We start from the raw sequence: 19,842 nt of genomic DNA, 5'->3' as shown, positions 1-19,842 counted from the left end.
GCGGTGCGGCATCGGAACACCGGGACTTGTCCCGTTGCCCATAAGACAGCGTGGCCGTCTCACATGTGACACAGCCCAGTCCCACAGCCAGTCCCACAGCGCGTCCCCGCCTGGTCACATCGTCGCGGTCGCACGCCTGATCGCGGACAGGAAGAACGCGGGAGATCCATTAGATGCCGGGGATTCCGTGTATCGCCGGCGTATCGAAAACCGGATACGCCACCGCAACGGCCCTCCGTCTCCAATGGGGGCATGAACCACAACGCATCCCTGTCGGCACCGCCACGCCGCACGCGCGGGATCGTGCTCCTCAGCCTGGCGATCCTCGGCGTGGCGAGCGCCGTGTACGTCGTGCGACGGCCGCTCATGATGTCCGCTCCGATGTGCATGGCCGGGCGATGGCACGGCTGCTTCGACACGTTCAACGGTGTGGTGTTCGTCATGTTGGTCGCGCTGCCGTTGGCCGCAGTGGTGGTGTGGGTTCTGGCGCGCCGTCGGCGCGCCGCCGGCGTCACATCGGCGTGGCGGATCTCGCTGGCCGAGGTGGGCATGGTCCACGGGACGGTGCCGTTCGTATGGCTGACCATGATGCCGGGCGCCGGGGCCGGCACCGTCCCCGGCCGGGTGAGCCTGATACCGCTGCGGGACCTGCTCACGATGGGCCCGCTCGGGATCGTCGGCAACTTGCTGATCTTCGCGGCGCTGGGCTTCTTCGCCCCGATGCGGTTCGCGGCGCTGGCGTCCGTGCCGCGGATCCTGGCGCTCGGGGCAGGCTGCTCGGTCCTGGTCGAAACCGCACAGTATGTGCTGCGGCTGGACCGCGTGTCCTCCGTGGACGACGTACTGGTCAACGCCACCGGCGCCGTGCTGGCCGGGCTGGCGTCGCGCCGCTGGTGGCGCACCGCGGCGGATGCGCCGTCGGACGCGCCTCGCCCCGTGCCGGCAGCGGCAGGCTGAGTCGTGTGTCCGGTGTGCACAGGTCTTTCCATACGTCGGCGATATGTTGTGCTGCTTAGGCTTCGGACATGCGCGTACTGATCGTGGAGGACGAGCCCTACCTGGCCGAAGCCGTTCGTGACGGTCTGCGGCTGGAGGCCATCGCCGCCGACATCGCGGGCGACGGCGACTCCGCCCTGGAACTGCTCAGCGTCAACTCCTACGACCTCGCGGTCCTCGACCGCGACATCCCCGGACCCTCCGGCGACGAAGTCGCCCGGCGCATCGTCGCCTCCGGCAGCGGCATCCCGATCCTCATGCTCACCGCTGCCGACCGGATCGACGACAAGGCTTCCGGATTCGAGCTCGGCGCCGACGACTACCTCACCAAACCGTTCGAGCTGCGGGAGCTCGTCCTGCGGCTGAGGGCGCTCGACCGCAGACGCGCGTACACCCGGCCACCGATCCGCGAGATCGCGGGCCTGCGGGTCGACCCCTTCCGCCGGGAGGTCTTCCGCGACGGACGCTATGTCGCGCTCACCCGCAAACAGTTCGCCGTGCTGGAAGTCCTCGTCGCCGCCGAGGGCGGGGTCGTCAGCGCCGAAGAGCTGCTGGAACGGGCCTGGGACGCGAACGCCGACCCCCTCACCAACGCCGTGCGCATCACCGTCTCCGCACTGCGCAAACGGCTCGGCGAACCATGGATCATCGCCACGGTGCCCGGCGTCGGCTACCGGATCGACACCGGTACGGACACGGACACCACCGCCCCCGGCAACACGCATGCATAGAAGCCCAGGGCTCAGCGCCCGACTGAAACTCACCCTCAGTTACGCCGGATTCCTCGCCGTCGCCGGCGCTCTCCTGCTGGCCGTGGTGTGGTTGTTCATCCTGCGCTACGTACCAGACAGCCCCAAGGGCCTTCTCGGGATCGCGCCCAACCGCTACCTCCTTGTGCACACCTTCGTGCCCGCCGCGGCCGTGGCGATGGGCTTCCTGCTCGTGTTCGGCCTCGCCGGGGGATGGCTCCTGGCCGGCCGGATGCTCGCACCACTCACACAGATCACGGATGCGGCACGGATGGCCGGGAACGGGTCGCTGTCCCACCGGATCCGCATGCAGGGCCGCCGAGACGAGTTCCGGGAACTGTCCGACGCGTTCGACTCAATGCTCGAACAACTCGAGTCCCACGTCGCCGAGCAGCAGAGGTTCGCCGCCAACGCCTCCCACGAACTGCGCACCCCGCTGGCGATCTCGCGGGCACTCCTCGACGTCGCCCGCAAGGACCCCACGCGGGTCCGGGGCGAACTCATCGAGCGCCTGCACGTTGTCAATACGCGGGCGATCGACCTCACCGAGGCCCTCCTGCTACTCAGCCGCGGCGCCCGCGGAACCTTCACCCGTGAGAGCGTCGACCTCTCCCTCATCGCCGAAGAAGCCGCCGAAACTCTGCTTCCCCTCGCCGAGCAGCGCCGGATCACGCTCGACGTCACCGGAGGGGCGGCCCGGACCAGCGGCTCCGCGGAGCTCCTGCTGCGGATGGTGACGAACCTCGTCCAGAACGGCATCGTCCACAACCTCCCCGCCGGCGGCACCGTGACGGTCCACACCGAGGCGTGCGGCGACACGAGCGTGCTGAGGGTCGAGAACACGGGCCGTCGGCTGCCACCGGAACTGGTACCGACTCTCACCGAACCCTTCCAGCGCGGAACGGAGCGCGTACGCACCGACGACCACGCCGGCGTCGGCCTCGGCCTGGCCATCGTGCACAGCATCGTCCGCGCCCACGACGGAACCCTCGACCTCGTCCCCCGCGCCGCCGGCGGTCTGCTCGTCACGGTCCGGCTTCCCGGCACGCCGTAGGCACCGTCCTCCAGAGGGGCCCAGCGGATCAGACCCACGTTGAAAGGCAGGACAACCTTTCAGGGAACCAGCGTGACCGTGGCCGGCGTTCCGTGCGAGACCATCCTCGCGTAAGGGCACAGCGAATCGGCCTTCTCCAGGAGTGGGCCGGCGACCTCGGGGTCGACGTCCGGCCACTTGACCACCAGGTCGACGCACAACACGTAGCCGCAGTCGCCGCCTGGAACCCGTCCGAACCCGACAGTGGCCTCCACGGTGATCGCGGCGGGATCGAGCCTCGCCTGTCGTGCCACCACGCTCAGCGTTCCGTGGAAGCAGGCGGCGAAGCCGGCGGCGAACAACTGCTCGGGGTTCGTGCCGCTGCCGTCCCCTCCCAGTTCAGCGGGCATGCGCAGGTCGAGGTCCAGGACTCCGTCGGCCGAGGACGCCCTGCCCGAAACCCGTGCGTGACCCGCTCTACCTCCTCGCACCGTCACCGTCGTGGCGTAGATGGGGGAGAAAGCCCGTGCGTCGAAGCCCTCGCCGGTGGACAGTTGGGGCAACGGGATCCTCTCGGTCACCGCATGTCTCCGTGAACGTCGCAGTAGACGGGCGGTTGCGGGGCCGGCACAGCAGGTGGAAGGCCGGCGTCCGACTGCCTCGGCCTGCCACGCCGACAGGGGATGCGAGACGCCGAGGCGCAGGCGGAGCCTTTCGAACCAACTGAGCCGTATAGCATGGTGTTTGCCACCTTTGCGTCCCGAAGAAGTCCCTGTTCCGGACAGCCAGTTGACCGACCACCGACCCTCCGTGTGACAAGCGCGCCACACACCTTTCCCGGGGGCTTCTTCGGATGATGCGCTCGATGCCCCGTGCCGACACATCGACGGACAGCAGGGCCACGGCAGGTTGATCTCGCACCCAACTGCGGATCCGTACTCGTGTCGACCGGCTCGGGAAGCCAGGGCCCGATGTACGACTCACGCCGCCTCTTGGCCAGGTCCGGATCCACACGGCCAACACGCTTTGCGAAAGTCGCATGCAGTCACCGTGTCACAGATGCACGGTGCGGCCGGTCATCCCTACGAGACGGCCGTGGGGAGCGGAAACGCGAACTGTCCGCCCGGGGACAGCGTGCCCGGCTCCCATGGCGCGGTGGAACGATGGAGGTGCAACACGATGTCGGAGAAGGACTCAGTGGACGCGACCGGGGAGCAGCCCCGCTCGGAGGGGTGGAAGACCGCGGCGAAGATGCTGCAGGATGCCGCGCCGATCACCATCCCCGAGGGGGCCTCGGCGATGACCATTCACGTCGAATGGGAGCCCGGAGACCCGGGAACTCCACCCCACCGTCACTCGGGGCCGGCATTCGGGTACGTCATCGAGGGCGCGGTCCGCTTCGAGCTGGAGGGCGAGCCCGAGCGTGTGATCGAGGCCGGCGGGACGTTCTGGGAGCCGGGTGGTGACGTGATCCACTACCAGGACGGTAACGCGCTGACGGACGCGCGGACCCGTTTCGTGGTGACCATGATGTGCGCGCCGGGCAAGCCCATGCTCGAACTGGTCGACGACGAGGAACTGGCACAGCGTGCGCACCTGCGCGCCCCGCGGGCCGTCGGCTGACCTGCCGCTTCCCTGCACAATCCGGTTTCGAACGGACCGGCCCCCAAAGCCAGTTGAAGGCACCAGAGCATGAGTTCCCCTGATGCCGTGGGGCGGGGGCGCGTGCTGCCGGAGGTGCAGGCTGCCTGGTTCGCCGGCGCATGGAGGCTGCCGCACCCCTGACCGCCGGACCAGGTGAAGCCGTCACAGATCCTCCTGCTCCCTGTCACAGCTGACGGCCGGACAGCAGACGTGCTCCCGGCGGCGGGAAGGCGCGCCCTCCGGTTGCGGCCTTCACCGTCGCACTCACCCTTTTCGACGAACTCAAGTGAGTGAGAAAACCTTGAACGACTCAGCACAGCTTGATGTCGACGACGCACCTTCGAGGGTGCGGATCTCGACTCTCGAAAGTCTCCGTGAGCACCTTCAGTGGGCGATCGAGCTGGAACACGCAACACTGCCGCCCTACCTCTGTGCCCTCTACTCGCTCGACGCGACCCGGAACCCGGACGCCGTTCAGGCCGTGAGCGGCGTCTTCGTCGAGGAGATGATCCACCTGGCGCTGGTGGCGAACCTCCTCAACGCGGTGGGCGGCAGGCCGGTCCTGGACGCGCCGCACATGCTGCCGCCCCACCCCCGGACCCTGCCCCACGGTGATCGCTCCATGGAGTTGTCACTCGTGCCGTTCGGGGCGGAGGCACTTGAGATGTTCCTCCGCCTCGAACAGCCGGCGCTGCCCGGTGCCCCGGCCGAGGGCGACAACTACGAGACGATCGGGCAGTTCTACGATGCGATCGAGGAAGGACTGCGCCACCTGTGCGCCGAACTCGGCGAGTCGCAGGTCTTCTGCGGTGATCCGGCCCGCCAGGTGACCGCAGGGCACTTCGCCCACTCCGGCGGGCAGTTGACCGCCGTCACCGACCTCGGCTCGGCCCTTGCGGCACTGGAGGAGATCGTCGAGCAGGGCGAGGGGACGGCACGCGGTGCGGTCTGGGACGGGGACCAGGACATCTTCCACCCCGACCGCAACGAGGTCTCGCACTACTACCGGTTCCAGGAACTCAAGCTGGGCCGCCGATACCGGCCCGGTGACACACCGCAGTCCGGTCCCACGGGCGAAGCGGTCGTGGTCGACCTCGCCGGCGTCCACCCGATGCGCCCCGATCCCAGGCTTGCGGACCACGCTCCGGGCGGTCCCGTTCGCATCGCGCAGGAGGAGTTCAACAAGACCTACTGCGTTCTCCTCCACCAACTGGAGCAGGCGTTCAACGGCAATCCGAAGATGCTCGGGGCCGCGACGGGCACGATGTACGCCCTCAAGGCTCAGGCACAGAGCCTGATGGAGATGCCCGACGGCGACGGCACAACAGCGGGACCGACCTTCGAGTACGTCGAACCCGAGCTCCGCCGGTGAGCGCCCGCGTGCGGCACCGCTGCGTCTGACCCGGAAACCGCACGTCACGGCGTTCGCGGTCGGGTAACGCCCTCCTGCCCCGGAGGGCGTTGCCCGCGCCACCCGGTTCAAGGAGTTCAGTGGCGCGGTCCTGCACCGGACCATCGAGGGCGACTCGTCATCCGCAGGAACCCGTCGTCCCGGTCACCGGCTGAACAACTCGAACGCCACGCCCGGCCTTCCGTCGAACCGCGCACTCTGAAACGCTGGTCCGGCCGTGAGGTCCGTGCCTGTGCGCGGCAGTGCCACGTTGGTGACCGTCGAACCGAGGAGCACCATGCTGCAGCCCGGGACGGACGCGGGAGCCGGCGACGACACGGACCGCCGCTGCGATGTGCTCGGCCCAAGAGGCGTGCTGAGGGCCGGATTTCGTGCCGAGCTCAGACCAGCTCGAGTCCTCCGTCGACCGTCAGCACCTGACCGGTGATGTGCTGGCCCAGCGGATCGGCGATGCGCAGGATCCAGGCCGCGACGTCCTCGGGAGCGCCGAGGCGACCCGTCGGGATGCGGTCACGTTCATAGTCGTGCATCGCGTCGATGGCATCCTGCGAGAGGCCGGCCGCGGCCAGGACGTCCGTCCTGGTGGGTCCCGGCGCGATCGCGTTCACCCGCACCCCTTCGGGCGCGAGCTCGAGTGCCCAGCTCCGCGTCAGCTGCTCCAGGGCGCCCTTGGTGGCCGCATAGTGGGCTCCCCCGGGCAGCGGGCGGTGGCCGTACGTGCTCGATACGTTGACGATGGAACCAGAGGAGTCCCGCAGGTGCGGCAGCGCCGCATGGGCGAGCATGCTCGGTGCCGTCACATTGAGTTCGAAGAGGTCGGCGATCACTGACCGGTCGGTCTCCGCCAGAGGCATCACGGCCGTGGCGCCGGCGTTGTTCACGAGCACATCGAGTCGGCCCCACCGCTCCAGGGCGTCGGCCACGACGGCCTTCGCGGCGCCCTCCTCACGGATGTCGAGCGGCAGAATCGCGATGTTGCGGTGGGCGCGAGCCGTCTCCCGCAGGGCCTGCTCGCGGCGCCCCACGCCGAGAACGTGTGCACCCGCCCCGGCCAGCGCGATCGTCGTGGCACGGCCGATGCCCGACCCTGCTCCCGTGACGATGGCGACGCGGTCGGTGAAGTGCGATGGGGTTGAGCTGGACATGGTTTCCCTTTGTGCGACGTTCGTGGGCCTGACCGACGCCAGGCGTCGCTCAGGCGGATTGCCGGTACACACGACTGACCGAATACCTTCGCGATGTGTGACAGGCGTGACGTGTGACAGGTCGCCTGCCGCACGCGCCGTGGTGCGCATTCACAAGGTCTCGCCGGAAGAGTGTGAGATAGTGTTAGCTCGCCCACCATCGAAGGCAGCAAGCCCCGAACCCGGCTGTGCGAACGCAGTGTTCTCCGTTGCCCTGCTCTTCCTGAAGACGCAGCGCTTCGCCCGTCTTGTTTGGCACCCAGGCGCCACCTCGGAATCCTCTTCCACTGTGAGAAAAGGTGTTTCCCATGGCCGAGCTGTTCTACGACGCTGACGCCGACCTGTCCATCATCCAGGGCCGCAAGGTCGCGGTCATCGGCTACGGCAGCCAGGGCCACGCCCACGCGCTGTCGCTGCGTGACTCCGGTGTCGACGTCCGCGTCGGTCTGCACGAGGGCTCCAAGTCCAAGGCCAAGGCCGAGGAGCAGGGCCTGCGTGTGGTGACGCCGGCGGAGGCCGCCGCCGAGGCCGACGTCATCATGATCCTGGTGCCGGACCCGATCCAGGCCCAGGTCTACGAGGAGTCCATCGCCCCGAACCTGAAGGACGGCGACGCGCTGTTCTTCGGCCACGGCTTCAACATCCGCTTCGGCTTCATCAAGCCCCCGGCCGGCGTGGACGTCTGCATGGTCGCCCCGAAGGGCCCGGGCCACCTGGTGCGCCGTCAGTACGAGGAGGGCCGCGGCGTTCCGTGCATCGCCGCCGTCGAGCAGGACGCCTCCGGAAACGCCTTCGCGCTCGCCCTGTCCTACGCCAAGGGCATCGGCGGCACCCGCGCCGGCGTCATCAAGACGACCTTCACCGAGGAGACCGAGACCGACCTGTTCGGCGAGCAGGCCGTCCTCTGCGGTGGTACGGCCGCGCTGGTCAAGGCGGGCTTCGAGACCCTGACCGAGGCCGGTTACCAGCCGGAGATCGCCTACTTCGAGTGCCTGCACGAGCTGAAGCTGATCGTGGACCTCATGTACGAGGGCGGCCTGGAGAAGATGCGCTGGTCGATCTCCGAGACCGCCGAGTGGGGCGACTACGTCACCGGCCCGCGGATCATCACCGACGCCACCAAGGCCGAGATGAAGAAGGTCCTCGCCGAGATCCAGGACGGCTCCTTCGCCCAGCAGTGGATGGACGAGTACCACGGCGGGCTGAAGAAGTACAACGAGTACAAGAAGCAGGACTCCGAGCACCTGCTGGAGACCACGGGCAAGCAGCTGCGCAAGCTGATGAGCTGGGTCGACGAGGAGGCATAGCACGCACTCCCGGCAGCTGACACGGGCGCGGCACCGCAGTCGTACGTCACAAGGCCTGCACGTGTCCGGTCCAGGACATCAGCACGTTTGTCGCGGTGGCTGTGGTGCGTGGTGCCGTGCGAGAGGGAGGATGTCGTATGGACCGTGACGATGACGCGGTGCCGATCGCGGAGCTGCTGGACGAGCGGCGCCATCTGCTGGACGTCGCCTACTGGATGCTGGGCAGTAGCAGTGCGGCAGAGAGCATCGTCGACGAAACCTACCGACGGTGGTTCGCGCTGTCCGATCAGACTCGGGCACGGATCGCCTCGCCGCGTTTCTGGCTGGCGAAGGTCACCGGCGGCATCTGTCTGGGCCGGTTGGCCCTGCCCGACAGCGGCAGCACCTGCGCGGGGGAGGATCGGACCGGCAGCTCGGGGGCTGAGGGGAAAGGGACGCTGGAGGAGGAGATCAGCGGAACCCTGCTCGACGCACTGGATTCCCTGCCCCTGGCCGAACAGGCCGCATTCGTGATCAACGATGTGTTCGGGGCGCCGCACACGGTCGCCGACATCGTGCGACAGCCGGGCTCGGAGTGCCCTGAGCCGGCCGACGACGCCCGTCGCAGCCTCCGGGCCCGGCGTGCGCGGCACACGGCTCCGGAGCAGCACGACGCCGTCGTCGGCGCGATGCGGCACGCCTGTGCGACGCAGGACGAAGCCCTCATGATGTCCATCCTCGCGCCCGACGTCACCGCCTTCTTCGACGGCGGCGGAAAGATCCGGGCTCTGGTCAAACCGGTGTGCGGCAATACGCATGTCGCCCGCAGCCTGCTCACGCTGCTGCCCCGGCACCCGCGCACCGCCCTGAACACCCAGTCCGTCAACGGACGCACCGGCCTCGTCGTGCGCTACGACCACGTGGTCGCCGCGATCATCAGCCTCGACGTCGCCAACCGCCACGTCATCCATGTCTGGGCCATCCTCAACCCTGACAAACTCCGCACCTGGAACGACCCCGGCCCCACGTGGCACTGACGCACCCGCGATGCCGCGGCCGAATGTCACAGTTACGCCCATCCCCTCCGTCTACTGACGGGATGGTTCCGCGTTCTGTGACAGGTGCGCCGCGCCGAATTACCGCCGGCCACCGAAGCGGGGGTCGCCCGTCGCGGTATGTCACATTTTCACGGGCCGGATGGTCATAGAGAGGACAGCAGTTCACACCGCTTCGCACCGTGTCAACGCATGGTACGAGAGCGCGGCACTTTTCAGGAGTGGTGAAACGTGCAGAACGAGAGCCGGGCGGCCGGGCCACGACGAGGGCGCAGAGGCGAGAAGATCGCCGACTGGGCCAGCGGGCGTCTGGGGTGCCGTAGCCCCGCGAAGACCATGATGCGCAGGGTCTTTCCGGACCACTGGTCCTTCATGCTGGGGGAGATATGCCTCTACAGCCTCCTCGTCCTGGTCGTCACGGGCGTGTATCTGACCTTCTACTTCCATCCCTCGTCGGAACAGGTCCAGTACCACGGCAGCTACGTTCCGCTGCAAGGTCAGACGGTGTCGGAAGCGTTCAACTCGACCATGCACATCTCCTTCGACGTCCGGGGCGGCCTGCTGGTCCGGCAGGCCCACCACTGGGCGGCGCTCATCTTCGTCGGCGCCATGCTCGCGCACATGATGCGGGTCTTCTTCACGGGGGCCTTCCGCAAGCCGCGCGAACTCAATTGGGTGTTCGGCTTCCTGCTGCTGGTCCTGGGCATGTTCGCGGGGTTGACCGGATACGACCTGCCGGACGATCTCCTCTCCGGCACCGGGCTCGCCGTCGTGAACGGAACGATCCTCTCGGTGCCCATCGTCGGCACTTACCTGTCGATGTTCCTCTTCGGCGGCGAATTCCCCGGCCATGATCTGGTGGCGCGCTTCAACGCCATCCATGTGCTGCTGATTCCCGCCGCCATGGTGGCCCTCACCGTCATCCACCTCGTCCTGATCCGCCGGCAGAGGCACACGCAGTATCCCGGGCCGGGCCGTACGAACGAGAACGTCGTCGGCCTGCCGTTTCGGGTGCACGCGGTGAAGTCGGCCGGGTACTTCTTCCTGGTCGCCGGGACCATCTTGTTCCTCGCGGCGATCGCGCAGATCAACCCCGTCTGGAAGTACGGGCCTTACCGTGCCGACCAGGTTTCGGCCGGCTCCCAGCCCGACTGGTACATGGGCATCGCAGACGGGTTGCTGCGCGTCATGCCCGGCTGGGAGATCAGCGCCTGGGGCCACACCCTCGCCCTCGACAACCTCGTGCCGCTCCTGGCGGGCGTCGGCTTCTTCCTCGCACTGGGCGCATACCCCTTCGTCGAGTCCTGGGTGACCGGCGACGACCGGGACCAGCACGTCCTCGACAGGCCGCGCAACCGGCCGGTGCGCACCGGACTCGGTGCCGCATGGCTGAGTGTCTACTTCGTGGCGTTGCTCGGTGCGGCGAACGATGTGATCGCCACTCAACTGCACGTCTCCGTCAACGCCGTGACGTGGGCAGTGCGCATCGGCCTCGTCACCGTACCTGTCGTCGTCTACTCCGTGGTGAAACGAGTGGCTCTGGGACTCCAGCGGCGCGACCGTGAGGAGGTACTGCACGGCCGCGAGACCGGCGTGATCAAGCGCCTGCCCCACGGGGAGTTCGTCGAGGTGCACGCACCACTCAGCCCGCAACGACTGCACACTCTGACGTCGCACGAGCAGTACGCGCCGCTGACCGCCGCCCCTGGGGACGGCGCGGAGGACACGCCCGCCAGGGCCGAGCGGCTGCGAGTCCGGCTCAGCCGCGGCCTCTACGGGGAGAGGAGCCAGATTCCCAAGCCCACGGAGCGGGAGTACAAGGAGATCACCGGCCGACGCTGACGCAGACACGTCCCGCTCCCCGTGCGCTCAAGAGAGCGGGACACTGCCGGACTCGCGCGGGCGGCCGTCGGGGAGGCGATCAGCCGCTCAGGGACGCCACGTAGGGCAACAGCTTGGACGGATTCATCACCCACATGATCCGGTCGATCCCCTCGCTGGAAGCGTCGATGCACAGCAGCGCCGCGGCGTTCCCGCCGGCCGAGACGAGAACGGACGGCCGCCCGTTGGCCTCGACCCACCGGATGTCCGCCTGGGGCCAGAACCGGGGCGCGAAGGCCGCGAGGTACTTGGCCACGCGCAGCCGCCCGATGACCGGGATCTTCGAAGCTCCGCGCACCCCACCGCCGTCGGAGTAGCTGACGACGTCCGTGGCGAGGAGGTCCTCCAGGACCGCCAGATCGCCCGTCTGCGCGGCGGCGAGGAACACTTCCAGCAGTCGCCGGTGCTCGGCCGGGCTGACCCGTTTCCTGCGGTCGGCGGCCAGGTGTTTGCGGGCGCGGCTCGCCAGTTGGCGGGCGTTGCCTTCACTGGTCTCCAGGATCTCCGCGATCTGGTGGTAGGGATAGTCGAAGGCTTCCCTCAGCACATAGGCCGCGCGTTCCACCGGGTTCAGCTTCTCCATGAGGAAGAGAACCGCCAGCTCCAGCGCCTCGGCCCGTTCCGCTCCCACGTGAGGGTCCACAGTGGTGTCAATGGGTTCGGGAAGCCACGGTCCGATGTACGACTCCCGGCGCACCCTGGCGGACTGGGCGAGGTTGATGGCCAGCCGTGCGGTGACCGTGGTCAGGAAGGCCGCCGGCTCCAGGATGTCCGTGCGGTCCGCGTTCTGCCACCGCAGCCACGTCTCCTGGACGATGTCCTCGGCCTCCGCGGAACTGCCGAGGATCCGGTACGCGATACCGAAGAGCTGGGGACGTGCCGCAAGGAACTCCTTCGTCGCCTTGTCGAGGGCATCAGCGTCGTCGTTCCCAGCGTGCATCGTTGTCCCTTCCAGCTCGGAGACCACCATGCTACAAGCTGCCACGGTGTGCCTTCGCGGCAGTGGACGGGCACATCGAGTCAACGCTGTGACCGCACGGTGGCACTCATGTGCGCTCCGGTGGTGCCGCAGCTGTCGAACACGGGTCAGCCAGGACCGGGAGCCCGACGCGGGAGCGAAGTGCCAGTTCACCGGGCGGCGGCGCGGCAGTGTCGCCGCCGCACGGCGAGGGGCCGTCATGGAAGACGGGCCAGAAATGACGGTTGGGGTCTATTCCACGAAGTACGAGTCGTGCTCGACGAAGAATGCCGCGCGTTCTTCATCCGTGGCGTCGGCCAGTTGGGAGACCTTCTCGAAGTACTCCTCCCGCGGTGCGCCCGGCGTGAAGAGCAGCAGCATGTCCGCCGGCGCATCGGAGTCGTTGCGAAAGGCGTGCAGCCCGCCCTGCGGCACGTGCAGGAAGTCGCCCTTGTGCGCGTCGACCCACTGTGCGCCGTTGAAGAGCCGAACAGTGCCGTCCAGGATGTAGAACGACTCCGAGATGGACTTGTGGAAGTGAGTCTTGGGGCCGCCTGCCTTCGCCCTCATCTCGACTCGGTAGAGCCCGAACTCGCCTCGTGTGGTGACGCTGGTCGCCAGGTAGTGAATCGCGTCCTTGCCGGCCTCGCCGAGGTTCGGCGGACTGTTCGCCGGACGGAAGACAGCGCTGACCTCACCGCTGTCTCCCTGGTAGACCTGATCCGGGTACGACATGTCTGTTCTTCCTCCTCTGCGCGCGGGCTCCCCGTACGAGACGGATCGGATCCGCGGCGTATGGACGGGTGTCGGTCAGCCGAACTGGCCGGGCTGGTAGTCGCCGGCGGGCTGCTGGTTGATGACGTTGATGCGGTTGTAGGCGTTGATGACGGCGATCAGGGAGATCAGGGCGGTGAGTTGTTCGTCGTCGAAGTGCTTGGCGGCGTTGGCCCAGGCCTCGTCGGTGACTCCGCCGGCCGCGTCCGCGATGCGGGTGCCTTGTTCCGCCAGTTCGAGGGCGGCGCGTTCGGCGTCGCTGAACACCTTGGCCTCGCGCCAGGTGGCGACCAGGTTGAGGCGCTGCGGGGTCTCCCCGGCGTGTGCGGCGTCCTTGCTGTGCATGTCGGTGCAGAAGCCGCAGCCGTTGATCTGGCTCGCGCGGAGCTTCACCAGTTCCTGGATGACGAGCGGCAGCGCCGAGTCCGTGATGACCTTGTTGGCCGAGTTGATGTGCTTGAGCACCTTGGCCCCGAGGGCGTTGCCGAAGTAGTTGAGGCGCGATTCCACGGTGATCTCCTTGTCGTCTGAGCGTGGGGTTACACATGACTGACCGAGCAGCCCGACGATGTGTGACAGGAACCTGCGGCTGCGTGCGGCGGGTCCGCCCGGTGGGGGGCGAACGGTACGGCGCCCCCGTGGTCGACAGCGGCCTTCACGGCCCCGCGGGCAAGACGCTGTCACACGTTGTGTGCAGTCCCGGGGAGACCTGTCACGGTTCCAGTGGTCGCCCGGTCATCCTTGGGAAACGGGTCTCCGCTGTCGTCGGTGTCACCCCCCGACGGGGCCAGGAGCCAGCCCTTTCGTATGACCTCAGAGATCCCTAGCGTGAAGGAAGCGACCGTGCCGGCAATCTTGATCCATGGCATCCCCGACACCCATCGTGTATGGGACGGCGTTCGCCGACATCTGACCCGCCGTGACGTGGAGGCGTGGGACCTGCCCGGCTTCGGCGCTACGCCGCCGCCCGGCTTCGACTCCACCAAAGAGGAGTACGTCGACTGGCTCATCGACCGGCTGGAGCAGGTGGGAGAGCCCGTGGACCTGGTCGGCCACGACTGGGGGTGCATCTTCACCGCCCGCATCGCTTCCCTGCGGCCCGACTTGGTCCGCACCTGGGCCGGCGGCAACGGCCCGATCAGCGCCCAGTACGTCTGGCATCCGCTGGCCAGGATCTGGCAGGACCCGGTCGAGGGAGACCGGTTCATGGACGAGTTGGAGCCCAAGCCCTTCGCCAAGGACCTGGCGGCCGGTTTCGACGTCCCCGCCGAACTGGCCGAGGACATGGTCAGCCGTGTGGACGGACCGATGAAGGACAGCATTCTCCGGCTCTACCGCTCCGCGCTGACGATGGGCGCGGAGTGGGAACCGGAGCTGGCGAACATGACGGCGCAGGCCCTGGTGTTCTGGGGGGCTCTCGACCCGGCCTGCCAGATCGAGTTCGGCGAGAAGCTCGGCCGCGCCATCCGGGCCTCCCGAGTCCTCAGGCTCGACTGCAACCACTGGACGGTGCTGCAGAAGCCGGCCGAGGTCGCGGCGGCCCTTGAGGCGCACTGGAACCGGCCCGAGTAGGGCCCGTGGGGCACCTGAGGCCGCTCGTTGACCGGGCCTGTCACAGACCGGAGCACCGTCCTGTCTATTACCCGAAAGGTGCGAACAGGACATAGCGGCGGCTTCACCCGTGCGCTGCCCGCAGCGCTCACGCATCGGACGTCCGCACCCCAGACCCCCACCCACCTGAGGACTAGCCCGATGACCAGCACTGACAACGAGAAGCCCGGCATTCAGCCGGACACTCCCGAGACAACCGACTCGGCGATCGCGATGCTCGACGATCAGGGAACGGTGGTCGGATGGACACAGGCCGCCGAGCGGCTTGTCGGGTACTGCGCGAGCGACGCGGTGGGCCGGTCCGCCGCGCTCATACTGCCCTCCTGCGAGGAAGCGCCGACGATCTCGGCGTACGCCGAGCGGTGCCGGGCCCAGAACGGCTGGCCGGGCACCACGGCGGCCCGCCATCGAGACGGCCACCTGCTCGACGCCAACCTGCGGATCTCCATGGTCCGAGGGCAGCAGGGGGCTGTGCGCTGGATCGTGTCCGTGACAGATGCCGGCACCCTGTCCGGGCACGCGGTGAACGGAACGGTGTGGGCGCCGCTTCTCGCGCGCACGCAGATCGGCATCGTCGTGCGTGACCCGGACCTGCGTTGCTCCTGGGTGAACGACACGATGGAGAGCCACGACGGCATCTGCCCGGACCGACGGCTCGGACGAATGTTCACCGAAGTACTGCCGGGCGCCAAGGCCGAGGCACTGCAGGCCGTGATGCAGCAGGTGCTGAACAGGGGCACCACCAGGGTGCACGAGTACCGGTCGTGGCTGGCGACCGGTCTGCGCCGGGAACACACGTTCGCGGCGTCGTTCTTCTGCCTGCAGGACGCCGACGGCCAGGCGCTGGGGGTGTGCTGCATCAGCGTCGACGTGACCGAGAGCCGTCGGGCGCGCGAGCGCCTGGCCATCCTCAGCCAGGCCAGTACGCGGCTGGGCAGCAGCCTGGACGTGATGCAGACCAGCCAGCAACTGGCCGACCTCGCGGTGCCCCTCGTCGCCGACTATGTCGCCGTCGACCTGGAACAGTCGGTCCCGTTCGGCGACGGGCCACCGGTGCGCATCGGCCCGGTGGGCGAGCGCCCGCCCGTCTTCCGGCGTGCCGGACTGGCCTCCATCCACCCGGGGGTCCCCGAATCGCCGTGGCTGCGCGGTGAGCCGATCCCGGTGCCGCCCGACTCACCCATCACCGACGTCATGCGCACCGGGCGGTCGTATCTGGAGCCGATCCTGGACACCGCGGAGGGCACATGGACCGCTCAGGACCCGGTACGAGCCCTGAAGATCCGTGAGAACGGCATGCACTCCATGATGATCGTGCCCATCCGCACGCGGCGTGCCCTGCTGGGGGTGGCCCTGTTCGTCCGCAGCGAGGATCCGGTGCCGTTCCAGGAGGGCGATCTGCACCTGGCCGAGGAACTCGTCAGCCGCGCCGCGCTGTCGTTGGACAACGCCCGCCAGTACACCCGCGAGCACACCGCGGCCCTGGCGCTCCAGCGCAACCTGCTGCCCCAGCATGTGCGGGGCGGCATGGCGGTCGAGGTGGCATCCCGCTACCTGCCCGCCGACCTGGACAACGGAGTCGGAGGCGACTGGTTCGATGTGATTCCGCTGTCCGGCGCCCGGGTGGCCCTGGTCGTCGGCGACGTGGTCGGTCATGGCCTCCACGCCGCCGCGACGATGGGCAGGCTGCGTACCGCGGTCCGCACGCTCGCCGACATGGAGCTGCCGCCCGACGAGCTGCTGGCACACATGGACGACACGGTGCAGCGACTGGCCGAGGAGGACGACGACGCCCCGGACCAGCTCCCTGCCGTCGTGGGCGCGACCTGTCTGTGCGCCGTCTACGACCCGGTCACCCGGACGTGCGCCATGGCACGGGCCGGGCACCCACCGCCGGCGATCATCGATCCCCGGGGTGTCGTCACCTTCCCGGACCTGCCCACCGGAACCCCGCTCGGACTCGGAGCGGGCGTCCCGTTCGAGTCCCGGGAGTTCGAACTGCCCGAGGGCAGTCTCCTCGCCCTGTACACCGACGGCCTGATCGAAACCCGCGACCACGACATCGACGTGGGGATGCGCCGGCTGGGCAGCACGCTGGCCCAACGGAACCGCTCGCTGGAGGACCTCTGCTCCCGCGCGATGGAATCCGTCCCAGGCCGGGCCCCGGCCGACGACGCCACCCTGCTTCTGGTCCGCACCCGCTCGCTCGACCCCGCCCACGTCGCCTCCTGGACACTGCCCAACGACCAGGCCGCCGTCCGTAGCGCCCGGCACATGGCAGCAGGGCAATTGAGCGCATGGGGCCTGGAAGACCTTGCGGAGCCCACGAAACTGATCATCAGTGAGCTGGTCACGAACGCGGTTCGCCACAGCACCGGCCCGATCGTGCTGCGCCTGATCCAGCACCAGGTCCTGACCTGCGAAGTGTCCGACACCGACGTCTGCGCTCCGCGTCTGCGCCGGGTACGCAGCACCGACGAGCACGGGCGCGGCCTCTTCCTGGTGGCCCAGCTGGCCCGCAGATGGGGCGCCCGCTGGGTCTCGGGCGGCAAGGTCGTCTGGGCCGAGGAGGACCTGGCCACCACACCAGCACGTCGACAACAGGCGGTCGGCATGTTGCGAAAGCCCGAGGGACGGCCGAAGACCATCTCCCTGTAGGGGGCGGGCCGCACTCATGTCGACCGATGAGAGAGAAGACTCGGGCCCGGCGACGACGCCCGTCAGCTGGTGATGGCCATGGCGTGCTCCTGGTCACCGTTGACGGCACCGCTGAGGCCGCCCCGCACGAAACCCCGCTGCCACCGCAGGCACGGCCGTGTCACACCGTTGACCGCTGTTCGGTCTAACTGGTGTCGAAGCTACGAGCAGAGGGAAACATGCGCGAGATTGTGATTGTCGGTGGCGGCTACGCGGGCTTCTACACCGCATGGGGCCTCGAGAAGAGGCTGCGTGGAAAGGAGGCACGGGTCACGGTCATCGACCCGCGCCCCTACATGACCTACCAGCCCTTCCTGCCCGAGGTGACGGCTGGATCGATCGAGGCGCGTCACGCCGCCGTGTCTCTGAGGCGACATCTGCGCCGTACCCGACTGATCGCCGGCAAGGTGACGGCGATCCGCAACGCCGACCGTACGGTCACCGTGCGCCCGGCGAACGGTGCCGATTACCAGGTCCGTTACGACGTCCTCGTGGTCACTGCCGGTGCGGTGACGCGCACCTTCCCGATCCCCGGACTGGCGCAGCAGGCGATCGGACTGAAGCACGTGGAGGAGGCAGTTGCCATTCGTGACCGGCTGATGACGTCGTTCGACCAGGCCTCATCGCTGCCGCCGGGTGCCGAGCGGCGCAAGCTGCTCACGGTCACCTTCGTGGGCGGCGGGTTCTCCGGTGTCGAGGGATTCGGCGAGTTGCTGTCGCTGGCGACGGCGATGCTCAAGCACTACCCGGAACTGAGCTTCGACGAGCTGTCCTTCCATCTGGTCGAGGCCCGCGACCGCATCCTCCCGGAAGTGGGCGCCAAGCCAGGTGCCTGGGTGGTGCGTTCGCTGGAACGCCGTGGCGCGCACGTCCATCTGAACACGCAGCTGGTGTCCGTCGTGGACGGTCATGTGGTGCTCTCCAGCGGCGAGGAGTTCGACTCCGGGCTGATCGTGTGGACCGCGGGCAACGCCTCCAACCCGGTGGTGCACAACCTCACGGATCTGCCGGTCGACGAGCGGGGCCTGCTCGTGGTCCGCCCCGATCTCTCCGTGGGCACCGACAGCGCGCCCGTGCCCGGCGTGTGGGCGGCCGGCGACGATGCGGCCGTGCCGGACCTGGCTTCTGCCGTTCCCGGGGCGCACACGGTGCCGAACGCCCAGCACGCCGTGCGGCAGGGCAAGCGTCTGGCGAAGAACATCGCGGCCGGCCTGCGCGGAGGCACCGTTCGGAACTACCGGCACAGCAGCCTGGGAGTCGTGGCGACGCTGGGGCTGGGACGGGGCATCTTCCAGTACAAGGGCATCGTCATCAAGGGATTCGCCGCCTGGCTGATGCACCGGGGCTACCACGTCCTCGCGGTGCCCACATGGGAGCGCAAGGTCCGCGTTCTCACCGTCTGGCTCACGGCCGCACTCTTCGGCAGGGACCTGGTCTCCCTGGCATCCGTGCAGCACCCCAGGGACGCTTTCGTGACCGGTGGTGATCCACAGCGCTCCGGCGAGCGTGAGCTCGACGACCGACCGGCGGCATGAGTACGGCAACCGAGGGGCTGCACGGCGGCCGTGCCGTCACGGCCGCCCGGAGCACGCACCCCAGGCCCACTGGCTCGCCGGAGTCGACCGGTGAAGGGAGGTAGGTCATTGATCGAGCGGTGGAACAGGCTCGATCGGCTGCACCGCCGGATCGAGACCTGCGTCGAACGACGTCTCCAGCGGCAACTGGGCCTGAGCGGCCGCGAGTTCCACGCCCTGAGCATCCTCCATGCGCGGGCGTCCGCCGCCGTGCGGCCGCTTCACCTGAGCGATCTCGCAGCGGAGACGGGACTGAGTCAGTCCGCAACGAGTCGTCTGGTGGCCCGATTGCAGGACCGCGGCCTGATCTCGACGCGTAGCGCGGCGCACGATCGCCGCAGTGTCGACCTGCGGCTCACCCCGGTCGCGCACGAAGTGCTGCGCCGTGGCACGCCGTTGCTCGACCGAGCCGTTCACGATGCCGTACGGGCCCTCTCCGTGGACGACACCGACCGTGACCTTCTGCACTACCTCGACGGGCGCGCTGCCGGCGTCGGCTCGAAGGCAGACGGTCACATGACGGCTGACGGTGCCTCGTGCTGAGCCGGGCACGGACGACAGGGCGGCCGGTCGACCGACCGTCCGGCCGATCAGCTGCGACAGCCCCGCCGCGGGGCTTCGTCCTCTTCCTCTGGAGACATCATGGGCGCACGTGAGGAGGCCGCACGCGGCCTGACCGACATCGAGACATTCCTGTACCGGGAGGCCCACCTGCAAGCCGCCCGTCGGCGCGTGGAGGAGTTCACCGCGCGGGCAACAGGGTTGAGCCAGGAGCAGAAGAAGGAAATCGAACGGTGGTACCTGGAGGAACAGGTATTCGTTGCCGGCATGGTGACGGACCACATTGCCGAGACCATCAGCGTGGTGGAGGAGCGGCACCACATCCGCTTCGGACGATGGCTGCGAGGCACTTTGACCGCGATGATTGTGATCACCGCGGCGATGACGGTGTGCGTCGCCGTGATCCTCGGATCGTCGGCCTGAACCGG

The 19,842-nt window shown here is 68.4% G+C and carries 18 protein-coding genes and 1 pseudogene; 13 read left to right on the top strand and 6 right to left on the bottom strand.

Annotation, left to right across the window (positions count from 1 at the left end):
* Positions 1-252 precede the first annotated feature (252 nt).
* The 3 genes from ACQPXS_RS04060 to ACQPXS_RS04050 all read left to right on the top strand — a co-directional run bounded on the left by ACQPXS_RS04060 (position 253) and on the right by ACQPXS_RS04050 (position 2,799).
* A complete protein-coding gene (locus ACQPXS_RS04060) occupies positions 253-957 on the top strand; it encodes a VanZ family protein (protein ID WP_433446975.1) in 705 nt (234 codons plus the stop codon).
* A gap of 68 nt (positions 958-1,025) precedes the next feature.
* Positions 1,026-1,727 (top strand): response regulator transcription factor, encoded by a 702-nt coding sequence (locus tag ACQPXS_RS04055; protein WP_433446973.1) that lies wholly within the window; start codon positions 1,026-1,028, stop codon positions 1,725-1,727.
* Complete coding sequence (locus tag ACQPXS_RS04050) at positions 1,720-2,799, top strand: sensor histidine kinase (protein WP_433446971.1); 1,080 nt, start codon at positions 1,720-1,722, stop codon at positions 2,797-2,799. The genes ACQPXS_RS04055 and ACQPXS_RS04050 overlap by 8 nt, the downstream gene beginning before the upstream one ends.
* Before the next feature lie 59 nt (positions 2,800-2,858).
* Here ACQPXS_RS04050 and ACQPXS_RS04045 read toward each other — a convergent pair whose 3' ends face one another.
* Complete coding sequence (locus ACQPXS_RS04045) at positions 2,859-3,359, bottom strand: Ohr family peroxiredoxin (protein WP_433446969.1); 501 nt, start codon at positions 3,357-3,359, stop codon at positions 2,859-2,861.
* Positions 3,360-3,694: 335 nt separating this feature from the next.
* Positions 3,695-3,775, bottom strand: a pseudogene (locus ACQPXS_RS04040) (RNA polymerase subunit sigma-24); the annotation flags it as partial.
* 182 nt (positions 3,776-3,957) lie between these two features.
* Here ACQPXS_RS04040 and ACQPXS_RS04035 point away from each other — a divergent pair.
* Together ACQPXS_RS04035 and ACQPXS_RS04030 are read left to right on the top strand one after the other, a co-directional pair.
* Positions 3,958-4,401 (top strand): cupin domain-containing protein, encoded by a 444-nt coding sequence (locus ACQPXS_RS04035; protein ID WP_433446967.1) that lies wholly within the window; start codon positions 3,958-3,960, stop codon positions 4,399-4,401.
* A 322-nt stretch (positions 4,402-4,723) separates the two neighbouring features.
* Positions 4,724-5,794, top strand: coding sequence for a ferritin-like domain-containing protein (locus tag ACQPXS_RS04030; RefSeq protein WP_433446965.1), 1,071 nt, complete (start codon positions 4,724-4,726; stop codon positions 5,792-5,794).
* 419 nt (positions 5,795-6,213) lie between these two features.
* On the opposite strand, the gene ACQPXS_RS04025 is transcribed toward ACQPXS_RS04030, so the two are convergent.
* Positions 6,214-6,978, bottom strand: coding sequence for an SDR family NAD(P)-dependent oxidoreductase (locus ACQPXS_RS04025; protein WP_351812751.1), 765 nt, complete (start codon positions 6,976-6,978; stop codon positions 6,214-6,216).
* A gap of 347 nt (positions 6,979-7,325) precedes the next feature.
* On the opposite strand from ACQPXS_RS04025, the gene ilvC reads away from it, so the two are divergent.
* The 3 genes from ilvC to qcrB all read left to right on the top strand — a co-directional run bounded on the left by ilvC (position 7,326) and on the right by qcrB (position 11,200).
* Positions 7,326-8,324 carry a ketol-acid reductoisomerase gene (gene ilvC, locus ACQPXS_RS04020; RefSeq protein ID WP_433446962.1) on the top strand — a complete coding sequence of 333 codons (999 nt, stop codon included), beginning with the start codon at positions 7,326-7,328 and terminating at the stop codon, positions 8,322-8,324.
* A gap of 137 nt (positions 8,325-8,461) precedes the next feature.
* Positions 8,462-9,340 (top strand): RNA polymerase subunit sigma, encoded by an 879-nt coding sequence (locus ACQPXS_RS04015; protein ID WP_433455698.1) that lies wholly within the window; start codon positions 8,462-8,464, stop codon positions 9,338-9,340.
* A 249-nt stretch (positions 9,341-9,589) separates the two neighbouring features.
* Positions 9,590-11,200, top strand: a complete 1,611-nt coding sequence (gene qcrB / locus ACQPXS_RS04010) for a cytochrome bc1 complex cytochrome b subunit (RefSeq protein WP_433446960.1) — start codon at positions 9,590-9,592, stop codon at positions 11,198-11,200.
* A gap of 79 nt (positions 11,201-11,279) precedes the next feature.
* On the opposite strand, the gene ACQPXS_RS04005 is transcribed toward qcrB, so the two are convergent.
* From ACQPXS_RS04005 to ACQPXS_RS03995, 3 genes are all read right to left on the bottom strand, one after another.
* The gene (locus ACQPXS_RS04005; RefSeq protein WP_433446958.1) at positions 11,280-12,179 is read right to left on the bottom strand and encodes an RNA polymerase sigma-70 factor; all 900 of its coding nucleotides are present in this window, start codon (positions 12,177-12,179) and stop codon (positions 11,280-11,282) included.
* 270 nt (positions 12,180-12,449) lie between these two features.
* Positions 12,450-12,932: a cupin domain-containing protein gene (locus ACQPXS_RS04000; protein ID WP_433446956.1), complete on the bottom strand. Its 483-nt coding sequence runs from the start codon at positions 12,930-12,932 to the stop codon at positions 12,450-12,452.
* 75 nt (positions 12,933-13,007) lie between these two features.
* Entirely contained in the window at positions 13,008-13,481 is a 474-nt protein-coding gene (locus ACQPXS_RS03995; RefSeq protein ID WP_351808369.1) for a carboxymuconolactone decarboxylase family protein, read from the bottom strand.
* 297 nt (positions 13,482-13,778) lie between these two features.
* Between ACQPXS_RS03995 and ACQPXS_RS03990 the strand changes: the two genes are divergently transcribed.
* From ACQPXS_RS03990 to ACQPXS_RS03970, 5 genes are all read left to right on the top strand, one after another.
* Positions 13,779-14,543 (top strand): alpha/beta fold hydrolase, encoded by a 765-nt coding sequence (locus tag ACQPXS_RS03990; protein ID WP_433446954.1) that lies wholly within the window; start codon positions 13,779-13,781, stop codon positions 14,541-14,543.
* A 180-nt stretch (positions 14,544-14,723) separates the two neighbouring features.
* On the top strand, positions 14,724-17,240 hold the full coding sequence (locus ACQPXS_RS03985) for a SpoIIE family protein phosphatase (RefSeq protein ID WP_433446952.1): 2,517 nt from the start codon (positions 14,724-14,726) through the stop codon (positions 17,238-17,240).
* A gap of 218 nt (positions 17,241-17,458) precedes the next feature.
* On the top strand, positions 17,459-18,814 hold the full coding sequence (locus tag ACQPXS_RS03980; RefSeq protein ID WP_356317898.1) for an NAD(P)/FAD-dependent oxidoreductase: 1,356 nt from the start codon (positions 17,459-17,461) through the stop codon (positions 18,812-18,814).
* Positions 18,815-18,922: 108 nt separating this feature from the next.
* Positions 18,923-19,396 (top strand): MarR family winged helix-turn-helix transcriptional regulator, encoded by a 474-nt coding sequence (locus ACQPXS_RS03975; protein WP_433446949.1) that lies wholly within the window; start codon positions 18,923-18,925, stop codon positions 19,394-19,396.
* 99 nt (positions 19,397-19,495) lie between these two features.
* Positions 19,496-19,837 carry a hypothetical protein gene (locus ACQPXS_RS03970; RefSeq protein ID WP_433446947.1) on the top strand — a complete coding sequence of 114 codons (342 nt, stop codon included), beginning with the start codon at positions 19,496-19,498 and terminating at the stop codon, positions 19,835-19,837.
* Positions 19,838-19,842: the final 5 nt, after the last annotated feature.

This window comes from Streptomyces sp. CA-142005 (assembly GCF_050942335.1).
GTDB lineage: Bacteria > Actinomycetota > Actinomycetes > Streptomycetales > Streptomycetaceae > Streptomyces.
Note: the sequence above shows the minus strand (reverse complement) of the source record. Positions and strands in the feature narration are given on the sequence as shown.